Genomic DNA, 23,454 nt, shown 5'->3' with positions numbered 1-23,454 from the left:
TCACGCCCCCAGCTTGATGCGCGGGTCGAGCCACGCCAACAGCAGATCGGAAAGGAAATTCATGAACACGATGGCAAAGGTCAGCATCAGCAGGATCGCACCCGCCACGTTCATGTCGAGGTCGAGATACGCTTTCAGCAGCAGCTCACCCAGTTCGGTCAGGCCCAGAACCACGGCCACGATCGGCAGCTCGGAAAAGATACGGTTCACGTCAAACCCGATGGTCGAGACGACCGGGTTGATCGCCAGCCGGGCCGGGTATTTGATCAGCAACTTCCGCTCGGGCACACCGCGCGCGCGGGCTGCGGTGACGGACAGCTTGTTCAGCTCATCCGACATGGTCGCGCGCACGGTCTGGATCTGGTAGGCCACCGCCGACCAGGCCAGAACCACCGCAGGCAACCATAGGTGTTTTAGCATATCCCAGACCTTGGCCACGCTCCACGGAGCGTCCTGATACTGGGCCGAGAACAACCCACCGATATCCGCCCCGAACCAGCGGTTGGCGAAATACAGCATGACCAGTGCCAGCAGAAAGTTCGGCAGCGCGAGGCCCAGATACGAGAAAATCGTCAGACCGTAGTCAATGGCCGAACCGCGCCGCACGGCTGCGTAGATCCCAACCGGGACCGAGATCAGGTAGGTCAGGATCAGCGTCGCGAACAGGATGCCTGCGGTCAGCCAGACCTTGTCACCGATCACCTTGGTGACCGAGGTTTCAAAGGCGAAGGCCTGCCCGAAATCCCAACGTAGAACGATACCCCCGATCCAGTCGAAATACCGAAGCAACATCGGCTTGTCCAATCCCAGCTCCTGACGGATGGCTTGCACATCGGCCTCGGTCACGTTGACCCCAGTGCCCGAGTATTTCCGGAACGCGTAGCGGTCGGCGTAGTCTCCGGGCGGGATTTCCATGATCAGGAACACCATCATCGACACCAAAAGCATCGTGATGGCCATCCCTACTAGTCGTTCGGCAGTGAATCTGAGCATGCGTCTGTCCCGAGATTGCAGCTTGGACTGCAAACTCCGGGGCGTCTGCTGCAAACGCCCCGGAGGAAAATGTCAAACCCGTATGGGGGTTACTGTTCCAGCCACCACTGCGAGGGGCGGTAGGGGTAGGTCCAGTAGAAGTCGTAGGTTTTCGACTTGATGGGTTTGACGTTCTGCAGATCGTTGCGCCACAGGAAGGGGGCAACGATGTCACCGACGGTGCCGATCTTCAGCATGTTGTCCGTGTGGATCTTGACGATTTCCGCACCGATTTCATTGCTGGTGTCCGAGCCGAACTCAGCCTGAATGAACTTCTCGCTCAGCTCCCACAGCTTCTGGATATCGGCTGGGGGTTCAACGCCTTCGGCCCCATCGGTCTGTTTCCATGTGGCCCATTTGGCACCGGTGCCCGGGTTGAAGAAGTCACCAAACGGCGGCACGAAAACGGTGGTATCCTGCGAGATGGTCGGGCCGGCATTGCCGTCATATTTCCAGGTCGTCAGGTCCAGATCGTTGTTGTTGCCCGAGGCGCGGTATTCGTCCGAGGTGACCTCTTTCAGGTCGACGCGGACGCCCACGGCGGTCCAGTAATCCCGCACCAGCTCCATCATTTTCACCGGAACACCCTGCGAGGAATAGACCAGACGAATGACCAGAGGCTTGCCGTCCGGACGCTCCAACGTGCCGTCGCCGTCGCTGTCGCTCAGACCCATTTCGGCCAGAAGGGCCTTGGCGCCTTCGACATCATAGGCGATGTCTTTGTTCAGCACGTCGTCCGAGATGAACGACACGGTCTTTGGCTCGGCCGGAACACCCTGCATCGGAGTGCCCTGACCCAGATAGACGATCTCGTTGATTTCATCACGGTTCATCGCCAGCGACATGGCACGGTTGAAGCGCACATCGTTGAAGATCTCGCGCAGCACCTCGTCGTTATGGGTGCGGTTGAACGAGAAGAACACGTTTTCACCCAGGGTCGGCGCGAACTGGATCGTGTAGCCGCCTTTGCCTTCGTTCTCTTTCAGCAGCGGGAAGTCTTCCAGGAAGATCGCTTGCTGTTTCCAGACAACCTCTCCGTTCATGACCTTGAGGTTCTGAACTTCCTTGTCGCTGACATAGCTCTCAACGATTTCGTTGATATAGGGCAGCTGGTTACCCGCGGTGTCGACCTGGTGGAAATAGGGGTTCGCCACCAGTTTGCGCCCTTCCGAGGTCTCTTCGACAACGATGTGGCTTTCCAGGGTCGGCACAACCGCACGGCCGATGGCAGCTGCTTTGTCGGCGTCTTTCAGCAGCGGCGAGGGAACGTCTTTCCAGTCCGAGCCGCCATAGTAGAAATCAACCGCTTCGGCCCCGTTGGCGAAACCGTATTCCTGCGCCAGTGCATCGGCGTTTTCGTTGTATTTGGGCATGAACTGGCCCAGGAAATGCTTGGGCTGGAACGGCTGGCCATAGTCGACGGCAAAGCGGTTCAGAATGCCCGGCGTCGGTACCGGGAAGGTCATGCGGACGGTCACGTCGTCAACCGCCTCAACCTTGATCGGCTCGCCTGCGAACAGCCAGCGATCCGGAGTTTTTTCCAGTATGTCGGTGTTCAGCAGCAGGTCATTATACCAGAAGGCAACGTCTTCGGCGGTGAAGGGTTCGCCATCCGACCATTTGTGGCCTTCACGCAGCGTGATCGTCAGAACGGTTTTGTCTTCGTTCCAGTCCCATGCCTTGGCGACGTTGGGCACAACCGTCTGCAGGTCATCCGCATAGCGCACAAAGTTCACGTGGCGCACAGACAGCAGGTCCGACGTGCCCGACTCGGTCGCTTTCGAGATGCCGGTGATCGCGCCGCCATACTGGCCGATGCTGTCATAGGGCATCACGACCAGAGGCTCGGTCGGCAAACGGTCTGCAACAGCGGCTAGGTCGGCGTTGCCAAGGATTTTGCCGTTCAGGTCGGCAATCGCTGGGTTTTCCGAGAATTCCAGGGTGCAGGATGCAGCCGATTGCAGCTCGGCCAGTTCCAACTGCTGCGGGAAAGCGGGCTCCAGCCCCATTGGATCAGCGACGGTGGCGCCAGGGCAATTTGCCAGCGCGGGAACCGCAATCATCGTCGCGGCAGTGGACATCAGAATATGACGGATCGTCATGACAACCTCCAGGTTTGTTCGACGACCCGGTTAAGGGGCTATTGTAACAGTTTAATAATGAGTAAGAGTTTATAGCTTTAAACTATGTTACTCCTATTCGCCAACGCTCTCCAAAGTTTCTTGTGTAATTTCATAAAATTGCCGGACAGTGGCCGACGCAGCCATCGCCGGCATCGAAACCAAAAACTGATGAGCGCTTAGTTTTTGATCGTTTATCGGGATGAATTTCAGATCCTTGTCTGCGGCCACCAACTCCGATTCGAAGCCTACCCCCTCGCCCACGCCAGCCCGAACCAGAGAGGTGATCGACCCCCAGGAGCCGAGGCCCAGAATGGTATCCGGCGCGATACCAGCCTCAGATGCTGCGCGTTCGAAGATCTGACGCGTACCGGCATTTGGCTCCCGCTGTATCAGTCTCAGTTTCGCGACATCCGCCCAACTAAGGGTTTCGACGTCTCGCAATGCACCTTCGTTTTGGGCCACTATGCCGATCCGAAACGAAGCTACCTTTTGGCAATGCATCGTCTCCAGCGGTTCGCGCGCGGTGACAAAGGCGACATCCAGATCACCGGTACGCAGCAAGGGCAGAAGGTCGAGACTGGCCATAGCACGCGCATTCAGGGTGACACCCGGATGGGTCTGGATAAATCGGGCAATAGGTGGCATGGCGATCTGATAGGTCGAATAGCCCACCCAAAAACTGCCCGACTTCAGGTCTTTCCGAGCGCCAATCGCCAGATCGACCTCGGACTTCAACGCCAGCAGAGCCTTGATCTGTGGACGCAGTGTTTCGAACATTTCGGTGGTTTCAATACCTTTGTTGCCCCGCCGCAAAAAGCGACACTCGGTTTGCCGCTCCAAGGCGACGATCAGGTTGGAAACCGTTGGTTGAGAGACGCCCAACTCTTCTGCCGCAGCCGTGAAACTGCCGGTGCGGGCAACCGCCTCAAGCGCTTTCAGCTGGCGAATGCTCGGTTCTACGTTGCTGGGCATGGTTGGCTTCCTTCGCTCGCGCTTTCGTGCAGGTGATCCGGAACGGGCACAAAGCTCGATGCCCGGATACACTTTCCTAGCTTTATCCGTTTTCATTTCCCGCGCGTCCAGTGCGCATGGGAGCGGGTTAAGTCACGTTCTACCGGTCCAAGCTGCCTAATTCTTAATCGTTCTCGCCTGTATGCTGATTTTTTAAACAAAAAACTCGCATCTTCTTGTGATTTGAGATGTAGCCGCACAGTCTCGGATGTTAGTCAGAAGCCATGCTCCAACGCCTGCCACTTCTGGTTTTCTCCGATCTCGATGGTACTCTGCTGAACCATCACGACTATAGCTGGGACGCCGCGCAACCGGCACTAAAACACCTTCGGGACATCGGCGCGGGACTTGTGCTAGCCAGCAGTAAAACCGCTGTCGAGATGATTGGCATTCGCCAAGCCATCGGCTTTTCGAACATGCCGTCGATCGTTGAAAATGGTGCTGGCATTCTGGCACCGGGCCACCCAGAAACCGGCGGGCCATCCGAATATCTGAACATTCTGAATATCCTGCAACACCTCCCACCTGGCTTTCGCGGCTTCGCAGATATGAGCGTGCAGGAGGTGAGCGACAGGACCGGCCTTGATCTCGTCGAGGCAGAGAAAGCCCAGGATCGGCATTTCAGCGAACCGGGCGTGTGGGATGGCGCGCCAGAGGATCTAGGTACGTTTATCTCCGAAGCCGGGCGGTACGGTCTAAAGGCCAGGCAAGGCGGTCGATTTCTCACCTTGTCGTTTGGAAAGACCAAAGCAGATGCCATGTCCGATGTGATCCGTCTGTTGAAACCGGAAAGAACCATCGCGCTCGGCGATGCACCGAACGATCTGGAAATGATCCTTGCCGCCGACACTGGTGTCGTTGTCGCAAACCGGCATGGTGCACCCATTCCGGTCCAGGCGCTCGGAGACGAGCAGCGGATATTCAGAACCACACGCGAAGGCCCCGAAGGCTGGGCCGAGGCCATTCTGACCCTCACCGCACCCGATCACGAAGACAGTTAACCAAGACAGGCAGCCCAAATGGCAGACTTCCATCAGAACGGAAACATCACCACGCTTCACAACCTGCGAAGCCGTCCGGCCGAGCATCTGGTGCACGAAATCTCGGTCTTTGCCGAAACACGCAAGGTGACACTGATCCTGCCCTGTCTCTACTCAGAACTGGAAGGCCCGGCCCTTACGGGGATTATCGACGAGCTGTCCAAGGTCAATTACCTGCATCGCATTATCATCGGGCTCGATCAGGCCGACGCAGAACAATACCAACGCGCCAGGGCGTTTTTCGACCGTTTGCACCAGAAACATGTTGTGATCTGGAACAGCAGCCCCCGGATGCTGCAGCTGGAAGACCGGCTGCGCGACCTTGGCCTTGCACCACAGGAACCCGGCAAGGGCAAAAACGTCTGGTCCTGTATCGGCTACCTGCTGGCCTGCGCCGACAGCTCGGTCATGGCGATCCATGACTGTGATATCGTGACCTACAAACGGGATATGCTCGATCGGCTGGTTTACCCCGTGGTCAACCCAACCTTCCCGTTCCAGATGGCCAAAGGCTATTATCCGCGCATCGGCGATGGCAACCTGAACGGCCGTGTTACGCGGCTGCTTGTCAGCCCTCTGCTAATCGCGCTGAAGAAGGTAATCGGAGATCGAGACTACATCGATTACCTGCGCAGCTTCCGGTATCCGCTGTCAGGCGAGTTTGCCATTCGCACCCCGACCCTGCCCGATCTACGTATCCCGTCCGACTGGGGGCTGGAAATCGGCGTTCTATCTGAGGCCTGGAGGAACCTCGCTCCCAAATCCGTCTGTCAGGTCGAGATTGCCGACAATTACGATCATAAGCATCAGAAGCTGTCGCCCGAGGATGCCAACACCGGGCTAAGCCGAATGTCGACCGACATCTGTAAGGCCATTTTCCGTAAACTGGCCGCAGATGGTACCGTATTCACCACAAACACATTCCGGACCCTCAAGGCGACCTATTATCGCTCGGCGCTGGATTTGCTTGAGGGGTACTATACCGACGCAAAGATGAACGGCTTGGCGCTTGATCGCCACACTGAGGAAAAGTCGATCGAGCTCTTTGCCGAAAACATCATCCGCGCCGGGCGGGTCTTTTTGGAGAACCCCCATGAGACGCCGTTTATCCCGACATGGAACCGGGTCCATGCCGCAGATGCCGAGTTCCTGCACCACCTGAGCGAAGCGGTCGCGCTGGATCTGGATGAGTTCACACCGCAGGGGCGTTCGTGATCCAGCGACACTGGTAAGGCGCCAGTGAGAATTCGGACATATTAGCACCAAAGACCTCGCCGGTCAGGGCGTCCATCCATGTTTCTTCGGCAATCAGGTTCACTTCTGTCGGATTAATCTGAACGTGATCCGCAGACACGTTGTGAAGGGCGAAAATGGATTGGCTTCGATCCAGACTCTGCCTCCAAATTCCAAAAACCCTTTCGTCAAGCCGTAGGGTAAACTGCGTCGCATTCGGGTGGAACGCCGACTGCTGCGCACGAATGCGCAACCGGCGAGACATTTCCGACAACACTCGGGATTGATCCGATCCAGGATCAGCGAGCTTTGACAGCAGGTCCGGATAGTGCCAGCGATGCCGGTTGATCGCCCTGTTCATCCCGCGACGTTCAACCGCCTCATGGTCGTTGGGGGTAGCCAACAGTGAATGGATGTAAAACGCGGGAATACCCTCAAGCGACATCACGATAGTCTGCGAACAGATGAAACGCGCCAAGTGAAATTGGTCTTCGCCGTCAAAGGTCGCGTACATGGCCTCGAAGAAGGCGCAGTTCAATTCATAAGGTTCTTCGCGACCATCCGGTAAGGCGCGCATGGAAACCAGCCCGCCCAGGTTTCGCACGGTGTCGATCATCCGCGTCTTTTCTTCGGGTGGCAGCAGCCCTTCTGCGGGCCGCATCCCGATACCATCATGGCTGGCGGTGAAGTTCAGATAGGCACACCCCAATTGCGCCGGGGGCATGGCCGCCTGCCAGTCACGCAAGTACCGGGCAGTGCCAGACTGCATGGCGTGCAGGATCAAGGGAGGAAGGGGAAAGTTGTAAACCGCATGTGCCTCGTTCCGATTGCCGAAATAGCTTAAATTTTCTGTACGCGGAACATTGGTTTCGGTCAGCAGGACGACAGTCTCTGTCGTGAAATCGCAAAGAAGCCGAAGCAGTTGCACGATGGCATGCGTCTGAGGAAGGTGGATCGAGGTCGTGCCCACTTCTTTCCAGATGAAGGCCACGGCATCCAGCCGCAGGATGCGCACGCCCTTGTCGATATGCAGTCGGATGATCCGAAGCATTTCGATCAGAACCTCAGGATTGCGGAAGTCTAGGTCGATTTGATCGTGGCTAAAAGTACACCAGACGTGACGGTCGCCACGGCTCGTTTCAACCTGACGCAAAAGCGGGGTGGTTCTGGGCCGTACCACCGGCTGCAGATCCTCTTCAGGCCTAGCCTCGAAGAAGAACCTGTCATGCGGCGGCTTTCCCTGCAGGTAGTTGTTGAACCATAGCCCCTGACTGGACACGTGGTTGAGCACAAGATCCGACATCAGGTGGAAATCATCCGCGATGCGCGTGATGTCTGGCCAATCCCCCAATTGCGCGCTGACGCTGTAATAATCCGAAACCGCAAACCCATCATCGGATGTGAAGGGAAAGAATGGCAGGATATGCACGCCGTTCACGACCCCTTGCAGATGACGCACAAGAAAATCGTGCAACAAGTCCAGAGGTTTGTGGACCTGATCTTCGATGGAATTGCCGTAAGTGATCAGAACACTGTCCCGCTCCGACCAGAGACCATTGCCGGGTTTTCGCCCCTGCTTTCTTTGGTGGTGGCCGGACGGCCAGAACGCTTGCACAATCTGCTCGGATAATTCTGCATGGTCATGGTCCGGGTAGATACGGATCAGAAGATCCGTCAGTCGCCGGGAGAAATTCTGGCTCATGGTCGTTGTGCTTGGCTCGGCTTCGTCAAATGCCAATTGTTCGCCAGAGCGGTAGATCTGTCAAACGAGTCCAATTCCAGCTGCGCACCATCCCGAGGTTTATCGATTCATCTGCCTGTAAATTGGTCGATTTCAAAGAAAAAATAACGCGCTTGCGATGTGGCCATCGCGCATAGCATCCTTCGGATATCGATTACTTTTGACGGAACCTTGGATTGGTTCTCAGCGCGATGACATCGAAAGTCATGCTCCGGTTAACCTAGACACTTTGGGTTGTCAAAAGTTTGTAACAGCTCTAGAAACGATGACTCGCCCGACCAGAAACCTCACATGCATTGTCCTCACAAGTCCGAGTTATGTGCTCAATGGCAAGCAACTCCTCAGACCCCGAATTTTTCATGACAGAGATCGGTGATCTGTTGCCAGATTGATTTGAATTCCGGCGTGTTCTCGGCTGCGTAGTGAAAGTTTTTCATCAATCCGGTGAGTTGCGTGAACACCTGCCGCACCTCGGCTTTGTCGGCGAAATCGGCACTCGACTGGGTGACATCGTAGACCAGTTTGAAGGTAATCTTTTGCCGCTCCAGCGGCACGGTTGCGTCCACCTGGTCAAAAGCATCCTGCTGCAGGTAGACCATGTCCACAAACAGCGCCTTTTGTTGGGTGACAAAGTCCTCGATGGTGACACCCTCTTCGCCGGTGACCTGCATCATCTGGTCGACCTGCTCACCTTTTTCGATTAGCGCCAGCAGGTCCCGGACCTTACCTGTCCATCCGGGTTCCGCGTTTTTGTCGTACCAGTCCGAAAGCTGATCCGTGTAGCGCGACCAGCTGAGCATCGGATCAACGGCCGGATAGAATCGCTTATAGGCCCGCTCCGAGGACAGGCCGAGGAAGCATTTCACCGTAGACAAAGTGGACTGGGTGACCGGCTCATCAAAGTTTCCCCCAGCCGGTGACACCGTCCCGATCAGGGTCAGGCTGCCCAGATCGTCATCATTGGTTTTCAACGCGCCCGCGCGTTCGTACAAACCCTTGATCGAACTTTCCAAATAGGCCGGAAAGCCCTCTTCGCCTGGAATTTCCTCAAGCTTGCCAGAGGTTTCGCGCATCGCCTGCGCCCAACGACTGGTGCTGTCGGCGATCAGCAGAACGTCATAGCCCATTTGTCGATAGTACTCACCCAGCGTAATGCCGGTAAAGATTGAGGCCTCGCGCGCGGCGACTGGCATTGAGGAGGTGTTACAGATGATGATCGTACGATCCATCAAGCTGCCGCCAGTGGTCGGGTCGGTCATCTTGGGGAATTCGTGGATCGTCTCGACCACCTCACCGGCGCGTTCGCCACAGGCCACGACAATGACGATATCTACCTTGGCGTTCCGCGCGATCAGGTTTTGCAGCACCGTCTTGCCAGCTCCGAACGGGCCGGGAATGCAGGCCGTTCCGCCGCGAGCGATGGGAAAGAAGGTATCAATCAGGCGCTGCGAGGTCAGAACCGGCTCGGTCGGATAGAGGCGTTCGGACAGGGCGCGTTTAAGGATGCTCTCTGGCAAGGGGCGCCGTACTGGCCATTTCTGCGACAGGGTGAGTGTGTGTTCACCGCCCTGCTCATCCTCCAGCCGGGCAACGATGTCGTGGATCGTGGCCGCGCCCTTCTGGACCCAAACGACCTTGTAGTCGCCTGTCCAATTGAAAGGTAGCATGATCTTGTGGCTGAAATGACCCTCGGGAACAGTACCGATGCTGTCGCCTGCTGTGACCGTATCCCCGACCTTGACCGACGGCGTGAACGACCATTTTGCCTGATCATCCAGAGGGGCAACATCTGCCCCGCGCGGCAGGAATGTTCCAAACTCGCTGGCCACCTTGGGCAGCGGCGATTGCAGGCCATCAAACACCTGCCCCAGCAAGCCCGGCCCGAGTTCGACCGACAGCAACTGGCCCGATTGTTCTACCGGATCGCCGACGGCTACACCGTCGGTGCTCTCATAGACCTGCACGTCCGCTGTATCACCGCGTACGCGCAACACTTCGGCCTTCAGCCGCTCTTGCCTACCGCCCGGGCCAGGGCGCGTGGGAAGGATGAACACGACTTCGTTCTTGACCAGCTGTCCGGGCTGGCCCGAGGCGTCGGCGTTGGCTTGGATCTGCACCAGCCCCTCCTGCACCGAAACGACGCGGGCGGTGGCGGTCTGCGTGGCGGGTGTTGGGGCGGTCATGCGTATGCTCCCTCAAAATCAATATCGGCGACATCGGCCATGGCCTGTTGTGCCAGATGCTCAAATCTCTTGGCTGCGTCCTGCGCGTTGCTTTGCGCCCAGCGGTCGAAAATGTTCCATTTCAGCACATAGATCGCCACCGCTTCGAAATCGAAATAATGACGAGATGCGTGCCGTTTCAGTTGCTTGTGACTGACGGACAAGAGCAACCGTTCCAGGCCCAGTGGATCTTCGGCCTCCAATAGCTGTTTCGCGTCCTTGATCCACGGCATCGCCCCTTCAAGACGGAAATGCGGGTCGCCCCAATTCTCGGGAATGTGTCGGCTCCAACGCCCCATTCCGAACACCCCTGACGGGGGGCTGCCGCCTTGCTTACGCAGGCGCAGTGCGGCAACGGCAGTTCGCAGATCCATGCGCTCCACAAGGATCTTCCGCAAAGTTGGTTGCGGCGTATCTTCTAATGCTTCTTTACATCGTTTGATCGCCTGAGCATCCGTCACGTCCATGTCATAGCCGCCCCAGTTCAGAGCACGCTCCAACGCCTTCAAAACGCGCGCGTCCTCGGATGTCAGCGCCGTCAAACGCCGTTCAAGGCGGAGGCGCGACAAGGGTGGCTGTTTGGCTACAAACAACCGTTCCGAGCCCGGCAGGCTGCTGATCAAAGCGATATAGGCGTCGGGGTCCGACATGTTACCGGATCACCCCTTCCAGCACGGCGCGGAAACGAGGTTGCAGATGCTGCATCAGCAGCGAAGCCACGGCTTTGTCGGTCAGGTCCAGAACCACGCCCTGATCTTCGGCCCGAACTCGGATACCGCCCTGCGCGTCGTCTGCAGCATGCAATTCAACCTGTTCGCGCAGCATTTCGGCGGTCAGGCCAAGCACGTATTTCGTCAGCTTACCGGACTGGATGTCATCAGCGTTTTGCTTGATATCCTCTTGCGTGGCGACCTTTGCTGGCAGGATGACCTGAACCTTGCCCTCGAGATTGGCCCCCTCAGCAGCGCGCCCGACAACCTCCAGGATCATCTGTTTCAGCAGGTCCGGGTCTGCCATTTCCTTGGTGACGAGGCGCGCCACGTCCTCTCGAAACCGATCCGTCAAGCCCGCTTTCATGGTCAGAACCGCGTCCCGCATGGCGGTGTTCAATGCCTCTTCGCCTGCCGCGCGATAGCTGTCGGAGTCGCTGCGGGCTTTTTTCTGGTACGCATCCGCCTCACGCTTGGCGTCCGCCAGAATCTTGGCCGCCTCGGCCTTGGCATCCGCCCTCAGCTTCTCGGCATCCGCTTGCCCGGCGGCCACCCCATCATTGCGCAGTTTGTCGATCAGCGCGTCAACGCCATGCGAGATCATGCCATCCTGTGCCATCAACTGATCCCCGCGCTGATCACAAGGGCGAAGACGAAGGCGAAGACGCCAAAGCCTTCGATAATAGCTGCCGGAGCCAATGACAGCCCGAATATCTCGGGCTTCTCTTTGGTCGCATTAATCGCGGCGGCACAGGCACGCCCCTGCCAGATGCCGCAATACATCAGCGCGATGCCGGACAGGATGCCAATCCCGAACAACCCGCCCGCGTTTTCCGGCGTCACATCGCGGTTGAGCGTGAACATGATGACGATCCCGTAGATCACCATCGTTGACGGAAAGGCCGAGACGCCGACGAAGCGGCCATAGCCGCCCTCGGTCTCAGTCATCGCACCAATACTGGCCATGCCCGCTATCGAACAGCCAATCGCACTGGCCGCCGCGCCCAGCGCCATGGGGGCGTAGATGCCCAGCCAACCCAATGTCAGAACAAGCTCATTCATTCCTGAACCTCCTTGCGGGCGAACGGACGAAAGACAATGCCTTCGTCCGGCAGACCCCATTTAAAGAATTCGATGTAATTGAGACGTAACCCGTGGACGACGCCGCTCATCATCGCGAGGGCGAAGTTCAGGATATGGCCGATGATCAGGATCAGCAGGCCGAACAAAATGCCCGGCCCTTTCAGTGCGTGGATCACCGAGACGGCCAGATCGTTGAAGGTGATCGCAAGTGAAGCCGATGCCAACCCGAGCGCAAAGAGACGCATGTAGCTAAGGACATCTCCGAATGCGCCCATGGCCCCGGCAAGACCCTGCACACCGTCAATAAGTCGCCAGAGCCAGTCGATTGGTTTTTTGATCTGCCTCTCGCTGGTAAACAGCAGGATCGCCAAAAGACCCGCGCCCAATATCACCGCGCCCGGCGTTGCTGATTGGCCTTTCATGTAGCTGAGCCACAAAACAAACCCACCGATCAGCGCCGCTATCCAACCCAGGTTGGCAACCGCCTTGCGCTGCCCCCATGCCGCACGCGCGGCTAAAGCGTTGGCCAGCACAAGATGCAAGACACCGACAACAATCGAGATCATCATCATCGCAGCGAAGTTATTCAGATCCAACAGTTTGGCCTTTGCCAGAAGGGATCCATCAGGCGGCGCGACCCCGAAATAGCTGCCAACCAGCACGCCATAAATGACTGTCGCCGCCGAGACGATCACGCCGTAGCGCCTCCAGGATTGTTGGCTGACTGTCCCGCCCAAACGCTTCCAGAACAACAACAGGCCCAGCAGAATGACGGCCCCATATCCTGCATCTGCCACGATCATCGCAAAGAAGAACGCGAAAGACGCAGCGACGATCACACTCGGGTCCCAGTCCTTGTAGCCCGGCACTTGGTAAAACAGCGCCAAGTCCACAGCAGCATTGCGCTGTTCCGGCTGCTCCAGCAATGTGGGCGGGGTGTCATCGGCGCCCGGGTCTTCGATCAGAACGGCGGCATCTTTCGCCTCCGCCATCTCCAGAACCGCATCAATCCGATCTTCGGGCACCCAGCCCTGCAGGGCAAACATCGCCTCTTCGTCGCGGACCTTCTGGGTGGCGTGGGCTAGCTCTGCCGCGCTTTCTGCAACGGACAGGTTGCGCCGCATCAGCGTTAGATATCGGGTCTGCGCAACCCGTTCCGCCTCAAGCGCTTCGATCGCGATCTCTGCCTCTTCCAGCTGTGCCTCCAACTCGTGAATCGGCAAAGAGCCGGTATGCGTGCGCGGGACCGGCAGGATATCGTCTGCCGGTTCGTCCGGCGCGATCAGGACGGCATAGATGAAGCGGTGATCCTGTTCGAGTATGGCCCAAGGCAGCGCCAGACCTTCCAACGCATCCCGGTGCTTTAGGGGCAGTTGGTAGAACCACAACCGGTTGCCCGCTAGCACATCGTCGGGCGGGAAATCCAAATCCCCCCAAGGCTGTACCTGAGCAATCCGATGGGCCAGAAAATCCCTTCGGTCTGACATGTCACGCGTACGCTGCATCAGGTCCAGCACGTCTTTGACGAACTGATCCATCTGGAACTCAGGATCGCGTTGTATTTGCCTGCGAGGCTCGGGGACATCAGTTAGAAAACGCAGTGCCTTGTATGCTTCATGCGCGCCCCGTTCGTTTACCTTTTCCGGCTCAGCTGGCGGAGGGGCCAGGGGCAGAACATGCATACAGCCCAGCGCCTGCAGCGCCTCAAGCGTTTCGATCTTCTGCGCCGCCCGTCCCACCAAAGACAGCTTCTTAAGCCGTGCAACACTCATGACACGGCCTCCTGCGCATGTTTGCGCTTGGAGATCTTCGAGCGCACGACGGCCTGCATCTGCTCATCACTCAGATAGATGCGGATCTTCTTGATATTGGCCTTGGCGCGCGGGATCAGAACCTTTTCGAACAGATTGACCCGCTGCGTGATCGTGGCGACGGCCTTGTCGAATATCTTAACCCGCTCTTCCGCCACTTTGACCCGCAGGCGCGCCTCGATCATGTCGTGCAGCAATTGCGCGGCGGCGTCGACCCAATGGGGCTTGGCCAGCCGCGAGTATGGCCGTACCGAGACCTCAATCCGGTCAAGGGCGGGCATCTTTACGCCCACGACATTCACTTCTTTGACCTTGTAGTCTGTCAGCTGGACCAACCCTTCCAGATCAATGCCCTTCTGCGCCAGCATCGGGAGCTTCGCGCCGACCTGTTGCGCCAATTCGCTCACTTCGTCTTCGAGACGCTTTACGTCGTCGCGTGCTTTGGCGCGTTCGGCCATCAATTGCTGGCGCTTCAGGTCCAGCGACGGCAGGAACCGTTCATAGCTTTTCAGCTGTGTCTGCTCGCGGGCGAGCGACGACTTATTCAGCTGCAACCGCGCCATCACCATCCTTTGGGAAATACTTGTCGATCAGAGCTTGCTTCATCAGCAATTGTTCGGGCGCAAAACATTCGGCCAGTGTTTTCCAGCCCAGATCCAGCGCGTCCTCCAACGGGATCGAGACATTGATATCCATGAACCGTTTTCGGAACAGCGCACCGAATTTCAGGAGTTGATGATCGTAGTCCGACAGATCAAAGGCCATCGCCTGTTTCTGCGCGGCGTCCCGGCTTTCCGAATAGAAGCGGATCATCGTGTTCATGATCTGCCCGTGATCCTCACGTGTGGTTTTGCCTATGACGTTCTGCTTCAGACGCGAGAGGCTGCCGAACGGGTCAATCACGCCCGAATGCAGGTAGAACTGCCCCTCGGTGATGTAGCCCGTGTTGTCCGGCACAGGGTGGGTCACATCGTTGCCGGGCATCGTCGTGACGGTCAAAACAGTCACCGAGCCCCCCTTGGCATAATCACAAGCTTTCTCATAGCGCCGCGCGAGCTGCGAATAGAGATCACCCATATATCCACGCTGCGAAGGGACGCGCTCCTGACTTATGCCCACCTCTTTCATCGCATCTGCATAGGCGGTCATGTCGGTCAGAAGCACAAGAACGCGCTTACCCTCTTCCACCGCGAATTTCTCGGCCACGGCCAGCACCATGTCTGGCACCAGAAGGCGTTCCACCAGAGGGTCCATGGCCTGATTGACGAACATCACGGTGCGCGAGAACACCCCGGCATCCTCAAACGAAGTCCGAAACGTGTGATAGTCATCGAAGATCAGCCCCAAGCCGCCGAAGACCACGATATCCGCGTCCGCCTGTATGCCGATGCGGCTGAGGAAGGCGTTGAACGGTTCACCCGAGACTGAAAAGATCGGTATCTTCTGACTTTCGACCAGCGTATTGAACACGTCGATCATTGGCACGTCGGTGCGGATCATCTTGTTGGGCACGGCCCGTTCGGCCGGGTTCACTGTCGGTCCGCCAATGTCGATCCGCGGCTCGGCAGACAGGTCAGGGCCGCCGTCAATCGGCTCTCCCGCGCCGTCAAAAACGCGTCCCAGAATATTGGCCGAATACGGCGTCTGCATCGGGTGACCCAGGAAGGTCGCTGTCGCCTCGGTCGAGATGCCCTTGGTGCCCGAGAACACTTGCAGCGTCACCACATCCCGGTCGATAAAGATCGCTTGGGCCAACGTTTTATGCCCATCGACCGTTTCGATCACCGCCAGATCATTGAACCGAACAGCCGGTGCGCCACCATCGTCAACCGGCACACGAACCTTGATCGTGTCGCCGACAATTTCCAAAACACGTGTATACTTCAAAAGACTCTGAGACATCGCCTACCCTAAGTCGCATGTTTGAGAGTTTAAATTCTTTCCACCTTCGTGCTGCCCACCAAAGCATCAGCGCCGGAGGGAATTATATTGATCTGGCAAATCTGGTTGCCGTTAAGTTAATAGACGTTTCCGGCCTAAAGCAATGAAATCGTTTTAATTCAGACTGGATTTTGTCGTTACTTTTCGCTTTCTATTTCTTGCTGGTGATGACTCTGACGCTGGCTTTGCCTCAGTTCCAGCATCCCCACTGTAGTCCAAAACCTGTACAAGCAGATTGGCCATCTCTTCTAGTTCTTTAGAGGGCGTTCGGACTTCACCTATGATGTGTTTGACGAGATCGACGGCTTCAGTGCGCCGCGCTTTGTCCGGCAATAGATAAGGCAACGTGTCGACCGCACCCTTCGGATCGAAAGTGGCGACCAGAGATTGCTCATGCAGAATACGTTGACGGTCGGTGACCGAAAGGCACTTGAACGGCGCTTCGTGGTGAAAGATATGCGCCCACCGGTGCAAAATCTCGGCGCGAAAGCCTTTGTGACTGTCAGCCAATAGAACAAGCATACGAATAACCGCTTCGGGCAGACCCCCTTGTCGCATATGAGCAAGCACCGCGCTGACCTCGGGCAGATCGCGCAAAGTCGCCGGATCCGGCAGGGTACGGCGAGCTGCATTCCTTTGCCCGAACCAAGAGGCAAACGGCCCACCCCAAATGGCGAAGAATGACGCCTCATACCAGGCGTCGCGCAGATCACGGCCAAAATCCATCGACTGCTCAATCCATTCACCGGTGAGTTTTTCCCATTTCAGAAACGGATTTTCAGCATCGGCGGGAGCGCGCTGCGCTCTTGCATTCTGCGCCAGAGTTTCGATTCCTTTCCCCAAAACTGTGCCTGAAGACATCGAAGCGCGCTGTGCACGCAATGGATGTGCATCGCGCAAAGCTTGGGCCATCACCGGTGACGACAGGGCTTGCACCGCCGGGCGACCGAAGGTTTCATAAGCCCCTGCTTGCACTTCGGACATTTGCGCCACTGCGGCAAAGCTGGTTTCATCCTGCCGACCGTCATCCAATGCCGCGACATCCAACAGCGAGCGTTCGACGAAACGAACTTCGAAGGATTTATCGACCCCGTCCCCTTCGATGTTGTCAATGATCATTTCATAGAGACCGGGCGCCATTGCCTCGACCGTCTCAAGTGTAGAGGCCAGGCCTGCGTGCTCTTTGCGCGCGACCTTGGAAGAAACAAAGATGCCCAGATGTCCCACTTCTTCATGAAGCATGTAGATGATGCGCTGGCCGCGTACCCGTATCTCTTCTTCGTCCGCATAGGTTTCTGCAATCCAGTTCAAAGCCTGTTGAGGCGGCGTGATATTGTCGCCATGGCTTGCAAAGACAAAAATCGGCGCTTTGATCGCCTTGAGATCAACGGGAACTCCGGGTTCCAGTTGCGCAGTATTCTTGACCAACCGGTTTCCAACGAACAGCTGTTCTACAATCCATCGAATTTCGGCCTCGTTCAGAAGAAAGAACCCACCCCACCAGCGCTCAAAATCGACAAAGCGTTGCCGGCCACCTTCGGGATCGCGATACAGATCGAAATATTTGCCAAAGTAGTTTCGGCTGGGGTTTAGCTGCTCGAAATTCATCACCAGATTGGCGCCGTCGAACTTGCCATTCCCCAAATCTGACCAGAACATCGGCTGCCAGGTACCGCCAAGCATACCACCATTGTAGCGCATGGGGTTTTCACCAACCTCACCCGACCAAGGTGCAACCGGCGCTCCGTTGAGCACCAACGGCCCGGTCAGATCGGGGTTGCAGGCCGCCATCAGCAATGTCGCCCAACCGCCCTGGCAGTTTCCCGTCACAACAGGTTGCGGGCTTTTGGGATGACGCGCGCCGACTGTGCGAACAAATCCAGCCTCGGCATGCATAACGTCCGCCAATGTCTGACCTTCAACCGGATCACGGCCGAAGCTCACAAAATAGACCGGATGGCCCTTGGCCAGCGCCACGCCGACCTGGCTGTCGGACTTGAAACCACCAATACCTCCACCGTGCCCAGCACGCGGGTCGATGATGATGTAGGGGCGTTTGTGATCGTCTACCTCGATCCCTTGCGGGGGGACGATGCGCAATAGGTGATAGTTGCAGGGCCGGTCGAGCTCCGCCCCATCAACGATCACTTCGTAGTCATAAGCAAGCACCGGCGGGCATCCGGCCGCTTCATGTTCAAGGAAAACATCACCACGCTCACGCAAGGCGTCCATCGTCAAGGCCACGCGCTGACCAGCATCCTTGACGTAGTCCGCCCAGGCAGAGCCAACGGATTTCGTCTGCGTGAATTGCACCGCAAGATCTCGCAGATCGCTTGTCAGGTTCAGAACCCGATCCGAATGGTGCTCAGTTATTTTCTGAGCCTGAATGGTAGCGGCACGAGACAGAATTTCATACTGAACACCAGATTGATCAAGCACGTTGGAAATCGCGTCGAACAATTTGCTGTTCACGGCCGTTACGTTTTCGCCATTTGCAAGGTTCGATGCCTTTTCATTCGCGAATGAATTCCGAGCCATTGATCTATCCTTCCTCGGACGATGTTGGTTTCACCGTCGATGGGGAGTATGCCCCCGGTCAAATTGAACGCCTCGCTGCTTGCAAGAAACGATGCACAGGTCGACATCTTCGATGGTCGCGAAGTGATGTGTGGGTGCATGCTTTGCTGCAGCGCACCAATATTGGCTATCCCGGTGACGACGCGGGTTTTCAGAAGGCCTGGCGACATCTTCGCTTTGCGACTGCAGCGCGCGTGCATAACCCCACGCGATCGACCGATCGCTTGCCACTCCGATGACGACAGCTTTTGACCTGTTCAAGTGGAACATCGTGGCGCCTCGATTTCTGCAGTGCAGCATACCACTTCTCAATCGATTCGAAACATTTGAATGGTCAAACTATCTCGCCAACGCTGCGTCAAAGTCGTTCAGTAGCAAGTTTGTGGCACATTAGACTCCGCAACAATCTCTGACGATACGCGACCGATCCATTAGAATGGACAACGCTTACCACAATACGCCAATCCAGGACCGCCCCTTACCGGAGCAGACGGCATTCATACGCATCAAGTGTGGACGTCAATTGTCGGAAGCTTCGCAACTGACCTCACAAAAAACACATCTGCCCTAGAGGCCAAACAACACCTCATTCGCGACTTTTCCAAGCATGAGGGAACAAGCAACCAATTGTTCCTCGGAAACGTACTCATCAGGCTTGTGGCCTTGTTCCGCCATAGACCCTGGGCCGCACACCACTGTCGCGATGCCAAGGTCTGACAGAACGCCAGCCTCAGTTCCGAATGCAACGTGGGTTGTTTCGCCGCCGCCAGAGGATTTGACAAGTGAGACCTCTGGCTCAGAGCTGGAGACTGACAACCCGGGGTATCCCGCCAACGCCCGAAGCGAGATTTGGGCAGCCGTTGGAAACTTGGCCAAAACCGCGTCTGCTGCCTGCTGAAGCTCGGCTTCGATCTCGTCGGGGTCATCTTCCGCCAGATGCCGGAACTCAAACACAAGCGTCGCCTTGTCGGGTACAAGGTTGAGAGCTGTGCCGCCGGACAGCTGGCCAACATGGAAGGTCGTATAGGGAACATCGTAGGCGTCGTTGCGGATCCCGGTTTGTTGGGCCTTCTGCTGCATCTGGCGCAACTTTGCGACGAAATCGACGGCAACATGGAGTGCGTTGACAAATTGCGGGGCGAGCGCGGAATGTCCGGCCTCTCCTTTAATGTCGGCGCGGTAGGCACGCTTGCCTTTATGGCCGATAGCGACCTTCATCTCGGTCGGCTCGCCTACAATGGCCAGTCTGGGACGCTCCAACAGCGACGGCAGCTGCTTTTTCATGCGTGAAATCCCGACGCAGCCGATCTCTTCGTCGTAAGACACCAAGAGCTTTAGGGGCGTTTTCAGCTCCCGACCGTGCACGGCATCGGCGAGGGCCAACATCTCAGCCAGAAAGCCTTTCATATCGGTCGTTCCACGCCCGTACAATCGGCCTTCTTGTCGGGTAAGTTTGAAGGGGCTTACGCTCCAATCCTGCCCCTCAACTGGCACCACGTCGGAATGCGCAGAGAGTAACAGCCCACCTTCAACAGATGGCCCGATTTCTGCAAAAAGCCCTGCCTTAGGTTCGTCAGGATCCACGATGCGCTGGACCCGAAAGCCGCGATTGCGCAGAAAGTCTTCGATATAGGCGATCATATCGAGGTTGGATCGGGCACTGACGGTTTCAAAGGCAACCAGACGCTCCAGAACCTCTAGCGAGACACTCATGAAAGCGCTTCTCCTCCGATGGCGCGGAAGGCGCCCGCGCGGGCCTGAGCCTGCGCATAGTCTATGAACGCAGACACCGTGCGCGACTTTTCCGCACCGTGGGTGGTCAAAAGGCCCATTCTCAAGGACCGAACCGGCCCGGTAATCGGCACGCAAACAAGCGGATTGCCGTCCGGTGATGTATTGCTTTGCGGGCGCACATTGGCGATGGAATAGCCAAAGGCGTTACCGACCATCGAACGCATCACGGCCATGTCTCTTGTCAACTCCACGATGCGAGGCTGGCGCGAGGATGCCGTAAACAGCGACAGGAAGTAGTCGGTGCTGATCGGCAAATCGAGAAGGATCATTGGCAGGTCCGCCAGATCATCAATGGATACGGATGTCCGTGTCGCCAATTCGTGCCCGGCATGTAGCAATGCAAATGGGTTCAGGCGCACCAGCCCGATGAAATTCAAGTCGGTTGGAATATCCATGTCATAGGTCAGCGCAATGTCGATCTCGGACCGTTGCAACGCGTTGAATATCTCTGCCTGGTTCAGTTCTTTCTGGGCGATCCTGACATCGGGAAATCCGGTTTCAAACCCGCGCCGCAACCGCGGTAAGACAAGTTGCGCAAAGGTCAGGAGGCAGCCCACTGCGAGAGGGCCGCGCGCCGTACCTGAAATATCGGCGGCAATGTTTGCGATCTCTCTCGCGTCGTTCAGGACCTGGCGGGCTTTTTCAAACACCCTTTGCCCACCTTGTGTCAGTGACAGGCCCTGCGCGTGTTGCCGCACAAACAGCGAAATCGCCAACTCTTCTTCAAGCTGGGTGATGGCAGATGAGATCGACGGCGACGAGACGTTCAACCGGTCTGCAGCCCGCGCTATACTGCCTGTTTCGCCAACCGTAACAAGGTACTCCAACTGCCGGAGGGTCAGACGCGGCACGCAGACGCTCCTATTTTAGAGATGTTGTCAGAGGTCTTAGCGGCTCGCATAGTCTCAGGCCAGATCAGGGGCACTATCCTGTTGGGCCAGCCAGATCTGGAAATCACGGATCGTGCCTTCATAGTCATCCCCTGCCAGCGGCCCTTCGATCGCGTGGGCAGAATGCAGCGCGACCTGCATGCGCTCAAGCTTTTCGCGATCCTCGCGGTTGACCTCTTCCCAGAGCGCGATTCGCCCCTGGATCGTGTCGTGATCGAGGTTATCGCGATAGACGGACATCGTCCATTTGACGCGGATCAGGTTCGCGTTGATCGGGAAAATAGACAGCGATACGAGCAGGCTGGCGGCTTGGCTGGCCACCTGCGTGGGAAATTTGGCAAAGAGGGACGACCGTTTTCGTTCTGCCTCGCTCAGGCCCGTCGCGCCGTCTCCGCGCGGCGTGATATTGTCCGGATAATTGGCAGCGTAGGAGGTGTAGCCATCCCCGCTGACCAGCTTGCGCGACAGCCCTGACGGGGTGTAGCCGTGCAGGGTTTGCGGATGGACCACACTCAGGTGGTAGCCTTCCATGAAGTTCTCAACCAGGCATTTCCAGTTGGTCTGCCAGTTCTCTTCAGCCACATGCACAAGGCGGAAGTCCTCTGTCTCATAAGGTGCCAGCATTGCATCAAGCTCGGGGTGCTCAAACGGCGGGGCGTCTGGCGTCAGGTTCACGTAAATGAACCCGTTCCAAAGCTGCACCTGGTGTTCCGGCAGCCTGCAGGATTTTGGGTCAAAGCCTGCATTCTCCATCCGTGGGGCACGCAGCAAGGCACCGTCTCGCCCATAGGCCCAAGCGTGATACGAGCAAACAAACCGCTTTGTATTACCGCTTCCTTCTGCCAGTGGCATTCCGCGATGCCGACACACATTCGCAAGGGCACGGATTTCACCCTCATCGCCGCGCACGACAAGCAAGGGTTCATTCAGAAGCTGGACGGTAAAGAAATCACCGGGTTCCGGGATTTCGTCGACCCGACCCAAACAGTGCCACCCGCTGCGCAGCACAGTCTGCGCCTCGTGGTCGAATTGCTCCTGTGAGGTATAGAACGCGCCGGGCATACCCATCGGGCGATCCGCGGGCAAGGCGGCCAAGTCTTGAAGTTTCGTTCGCAAATGGGTCATCCCGGCCTCCCTTGTTGTTATGTCTTACGCGTCCCCTGGCACGCCATAGGAGGGCGCGGCGGAGGGATCGAGTGCGCGGCGCACGTAATCGTCCAGTTGTGGTTTGTAGACGTCCCAGGCGGTTGCAACCGCTTCAATGGGGCAATCCTCGGTCCAGTCGCAGCGCAGGTCGGCCACGGGCCAGCTGACTTTGTCGACCAACATCAGACCCGCGGAATGCACGGGCCCGGCCTCGCCCCCGGCAACAAGCCCAGCGCGCAGTGCAGCAATCAGCCGGTCACCCAAGTGACCTGTCGCATCTTCGAATGCGGACACGATGGCGGAGGGCACACCATCATGGGCCAGAAGATTGCCCCCAGATGCAACATCCCTGCCCTGAGCCTCGTTCCAGTTGCCCAGTACATTTTGGCCAGAGTGGATGGCTGTGGTTCCGTTTCCGTCAATTGCCAGAAGCTGCCTGTACGCGATGTGCGCGGCCTCACCAGTGATTTGGCGCACCGCCACCTCAGCCGAGGCGCCCTGTTCCATCAGATCAAGCGTTTTTGGGCCAAGGCTCGGATCGGTGACATTCTGGCTGGCCACCGCACCAACGCCTGCACGCGCATAGGCGCAACGGGCTGCAACTGCCGGAGAAGAAGACGAGATCGCCATGCCAAACATGCCGGTCTGCGCGCAGCGGGCCACAAGAGAGAAAGTCACGGGGCTAGTCCGGGATCACGGCGGTGGCGTCAATCTCCACCAGCCATTCGGGCCGTGCCAGAGCCTGCACCACAAGCCCGGTCGAAACAGGATGCACGCCTTTGATGTATTCGCCCATGGTCCGATACACAGCCTCACGGTGGCGGACATCGGTGATATAGACGACCACCTTGACGAGATGCTCCATTTCGCCGCCTGCTTCTTCGATCAATTGCTTGATGTTCTGCATCACCTTGTGGGTCTGCTCTGCCGGGTCGTGGCTGTCGATGTTCTTGGCATCATCCAGGTTCTGCGGGCACTGCCCGCGCATCCAGACAGTACTCCCGCCGCGTGTGACAACGGCTTGGCACAAGTCATTGTCGAGCGACTGTTCAGGGTAGGTATCGCCGGTATTGAAAGGGCGGATGCGGGTGTGAGCCATA

The 23,454-nt window shown here is 57.4% G+C and carries 19 protein-coding genes; 2 read left to right on the top strand and 17 right to left on the bottom strand.

All coding sequences use genetic code 11. From position 1 onward, the window contains the following. The 3 genes from ACR0I8_RS20610 to ACR0I8_RS20600 form a co-directional block, all read right to left on the bottom strand. Positions 1 to 993 (bottom strand): ABC transporter permease, encoded by a 993-nt coding sequence (locus ACR0I8_RS20610; protein ID WP_480703573.1) that lies wholly within the window; start codon positions 991 to 993, stop codon positions 1 to 3. 89 nt (positions 994 to 1,082) lie between these two features. After that, on the bottom strand, positions 1,083 to 3,134 hold the full coding sequence (locus ACR0I8_RS20605) for an ABC transporter substrate-binding protein (protein ID WP_170692668.1): 2,052 nt from the start codon (positions 3,132 to 3,134) through the stop codon (positions 1,083 to 1,085). 93 nt (positions 3,135 to 3,227) lie between these two features. Then, positions 3,228 to 4,127 carry a LysR substrate-binding domain-containing protein gene (locus ACR0I8_RS20600; RefSeq protein ID WP_170692666.1) on the bottom strand — a complete coding sequence of 300 codons (900 nt, stop codon included), beginning with the start codon at positions 4,125 to 4,127 and terminating at the stop codon, positions 3,228 to 3,230. Between the two features lie 263 nt (positions 4,128 to 4,390). Here ACR0I8_RS20600 and ACR0I8_RS20595 point away from each other — a divergent pair, with 263 nt between their 5' ends. Both ACR0I8_RS20595 and ACR0I8_RS20590 read left to right on the top strand, forming a co-directional pair. Then, the gene (locus tag ACR0I8_RS20595) at positions 4,391 to 5,167 is read left to right on the top strand and encodes an HAD-IIB family hydrolase (RefSeq protein ID WP_170692664.1); all 777 of its coding nucleotides are present in this window, start codon (positions 4,391 to 4,393) and stop codon (positions 5,165 to 5,167) included. Between the two features lie 18 nt (positions 5,168 to 5,185). Continuing rightward, positions 5,186 to 6,421: a glycosyltransferase family protein gene (locus ACR0I8_RS20590; RefSeq protein ID WP_170692662.1), complete on the top strand. Its 1,236-nt coding sequence runs from the start codon at positions 5,186 to 5,188 to the stop codon at positions 6,419 to 6,421. On the opposite strand, the gene ACR0I8_RS20585 is transcribed toward ACR0I8_RS20590, so the two are convergent. The 14 genes from ACR0I8_RS20585 to ACR0I8_RS20520 form a co-directional block, all read right to left on the bottom strand. Further along, positions 6,399 to 8,141 carry a sugar phosphorylase gene (locus ACR0I8_RS20585; RefSeq protein ID WP_170380341.1) on the bottom strand — a complete coding sequence of 581 codons (1,743 nt, stop codon included), beginning with the start codon at positions 8,139 to 8,141 and terminating at the stop codon, positions 6,399 to 6,401. The two genes, ACR0I8_RS20590 and ACR0I8_RS20585, sit on opposite strands and share 23 nt — an antisense overlap. Positions 8,142 to 8,521: 380 nt before the next feature. After that, on the bottom strand, positions 8,522 to 10,363 hold the full coding sequence (locus ACR0I8_RS20580) for a V-type ATP synthase subunit A (RefSeq protein ID WP_170556009.1): 1,842 nt from the start codon (positions 10,361 to 10,363) through the stop codon (positions 8,522 to 8,524). After that, positions 10,360 to 11,052 (bottom strand): hypothetical protein, encoded by a 693-nt coding sequence (locus ACR0I8_RS20575; protein ID WP_170692659.1) that lies wholly within the window; start codon positions 11,050 to 11,052, stop codon positions 10,360 to 10,362. Before ACR0I8_RS20575 ends, ACR0I8_RS20580 begins: the two co-directional genes overlap by 4 nt. A 1-nt stretch (position 11,053) precedes the next feature. Next, positions 11,054 to 11,731 carry a hypothetical protein gene (locus tag ACR0I8_RS20570; RefSeq protein WP_170380338.1) on the bottom strand — a complete coding sequence of 226 codons (678 nt, stop codon included), beginning with the start codon at positions 11,729 to 11,731 and terminating at the stop codon, positions 11,054 to 11,056. After that, complete coding sequence (locus ACR0I8_RS20565) at positions 11,731 to 12,174, bottom strand: ATP synthase subunit C (protein ID WP_170324458.1); 444 nt, start codon at positions 12,172 to 12,174, stop codon at positions 11,731 to 11,733. The genes ACR0I8_RS20570 and ACR0I8_RS20565 overlap by 1 nt, the downstream gene beginning before the upstream one ends. Then, positions 12,171 to 13,967: a V-type ATP synthase subunit I domain-containing protein gene (locus ACR0I8_RS20560; RefSeq protein ID WP_170692655.1), complete on the bottom strand. Its 1,797-nt coding sequence runs from the start codon at positions 13,965 to 13,967 to the stop codon at positions 12,171 to 12,173. Before ACR0I8_RS20560 ends, ACR0I8_RS20565 begins: the two co-directional genes overlap by 4 nt. Next, complete coding sequence (locus ACR0I8_RS20555; RefSeq protein WP_170692653.1) at positions 13,964 to 14,569, bottom strand: V-type ATP synthase subunit D; 606 nt, start codon at positions 14,567 to 14,569, stop codon at positions 13,964 to 13,966. Before ACR0I8_RS20555 ends, ACR0I8_RS20560 begins: the two co-directional genes overlap by 4 nt. Next, a complete protein-coding gene (locus ACR0I8_RS20550; RefSeq protein WP_170692650.1) occupies positions 14,547 to 15,908 on the bottom strand; it encodes a V-type ATP synthase subunit B in 1,362 nt (453 codons plus the stop codon). Before ACR0I8_RS20550 ends, ACR0I8_RS20555 begins: the two co-directional genes overlap by 23 nt. Positions 15,909 to 16,061: 153 nt before the next feature. Next, positions 16,062 to 18,485 carry a DUF3141 domain-containing protein gene (locus ACR0I8_RS20545; RefSeq protein ID WP_170692647.1) on the bottom strand — a complete coding sequence of 808 codons (2,424 nt, stop codon included), beginning with the start codon at positions 18,483 to 18,485 and terminating at the stop codon, positions 16,062 to 16,064. 606 nt (positions 18,486 to 19,091) lie between these two features. Beyond that, positions 19,092 to 20,237: an acetylornithine deacetylase gene (gene argE, locus ACR0I8_RS20540; RefSeq protein WP_170692644.1), complete on the bottom strand. Its 1,146-nt coding sequence runs from the start codon at positions 20,235 to 20,237 to the stop codon at positions 19,092 to 19,094. After that, positions 20,234 to 21,169, bottom strand: a complete 936-nt coding sequence (locus ACR0I8_RS20535) for a LysR family transcriptional regulator (RefSeq protein WP_170680104.1) — start codon at positions 21,167 to 21,169, stop codon at positions 20,234 to 20,236. Before ACR0I8_RS20535 ends, argE begins: the two co-directional genes overlap by 4 nt. Positions 21,170 to 21,223: 54 nt before the next feature. Beyond that, a complete protein-coding gene (locus tag ACR0I8_RS20530) occupies positions 21,224 to 22,333 on the bottom strand; it encodes a Rieske 2Fe-2S domain-containing protein (protein ID WP_170692641.1) in 1,110 nt (369 codons plus the stop codon). Positions 22,334 to 22,357: 24 nt separating this feature from the next. Continuing rightward, a complete protein-coding gene (locus ACR0I8_RS20525; RefSeq protein ID WP_170692638.1) occupies positions 22,358 to 23,032 on the bottom strand; it encodes a DUF1028 domain-containing protein in 675 nt (224 codons plus the stop codon). 4 nt (positions 23,033 to 23,036) lie between these two features. After that, complete coding sequence (locus ACR0I8_RS20520) at positions 23,037 to 23,453, bottom strand: RidA family protein (protein ID WP_170473868.1); 417 nt, start codon at positions 23,451 to 23,453, stop codon at positions 23,037 to 23,039. Position 23,454: the final 1 nt, after the last annotated feature.

Source organism: Ruegeria sp. BG9, assembly GCF_056538305.1.
The sequence above is the reverse complement of the archived record's forward strand: the minus strand, read 5'-3'. Positions and strand labels throughout refer to the sequence as shown.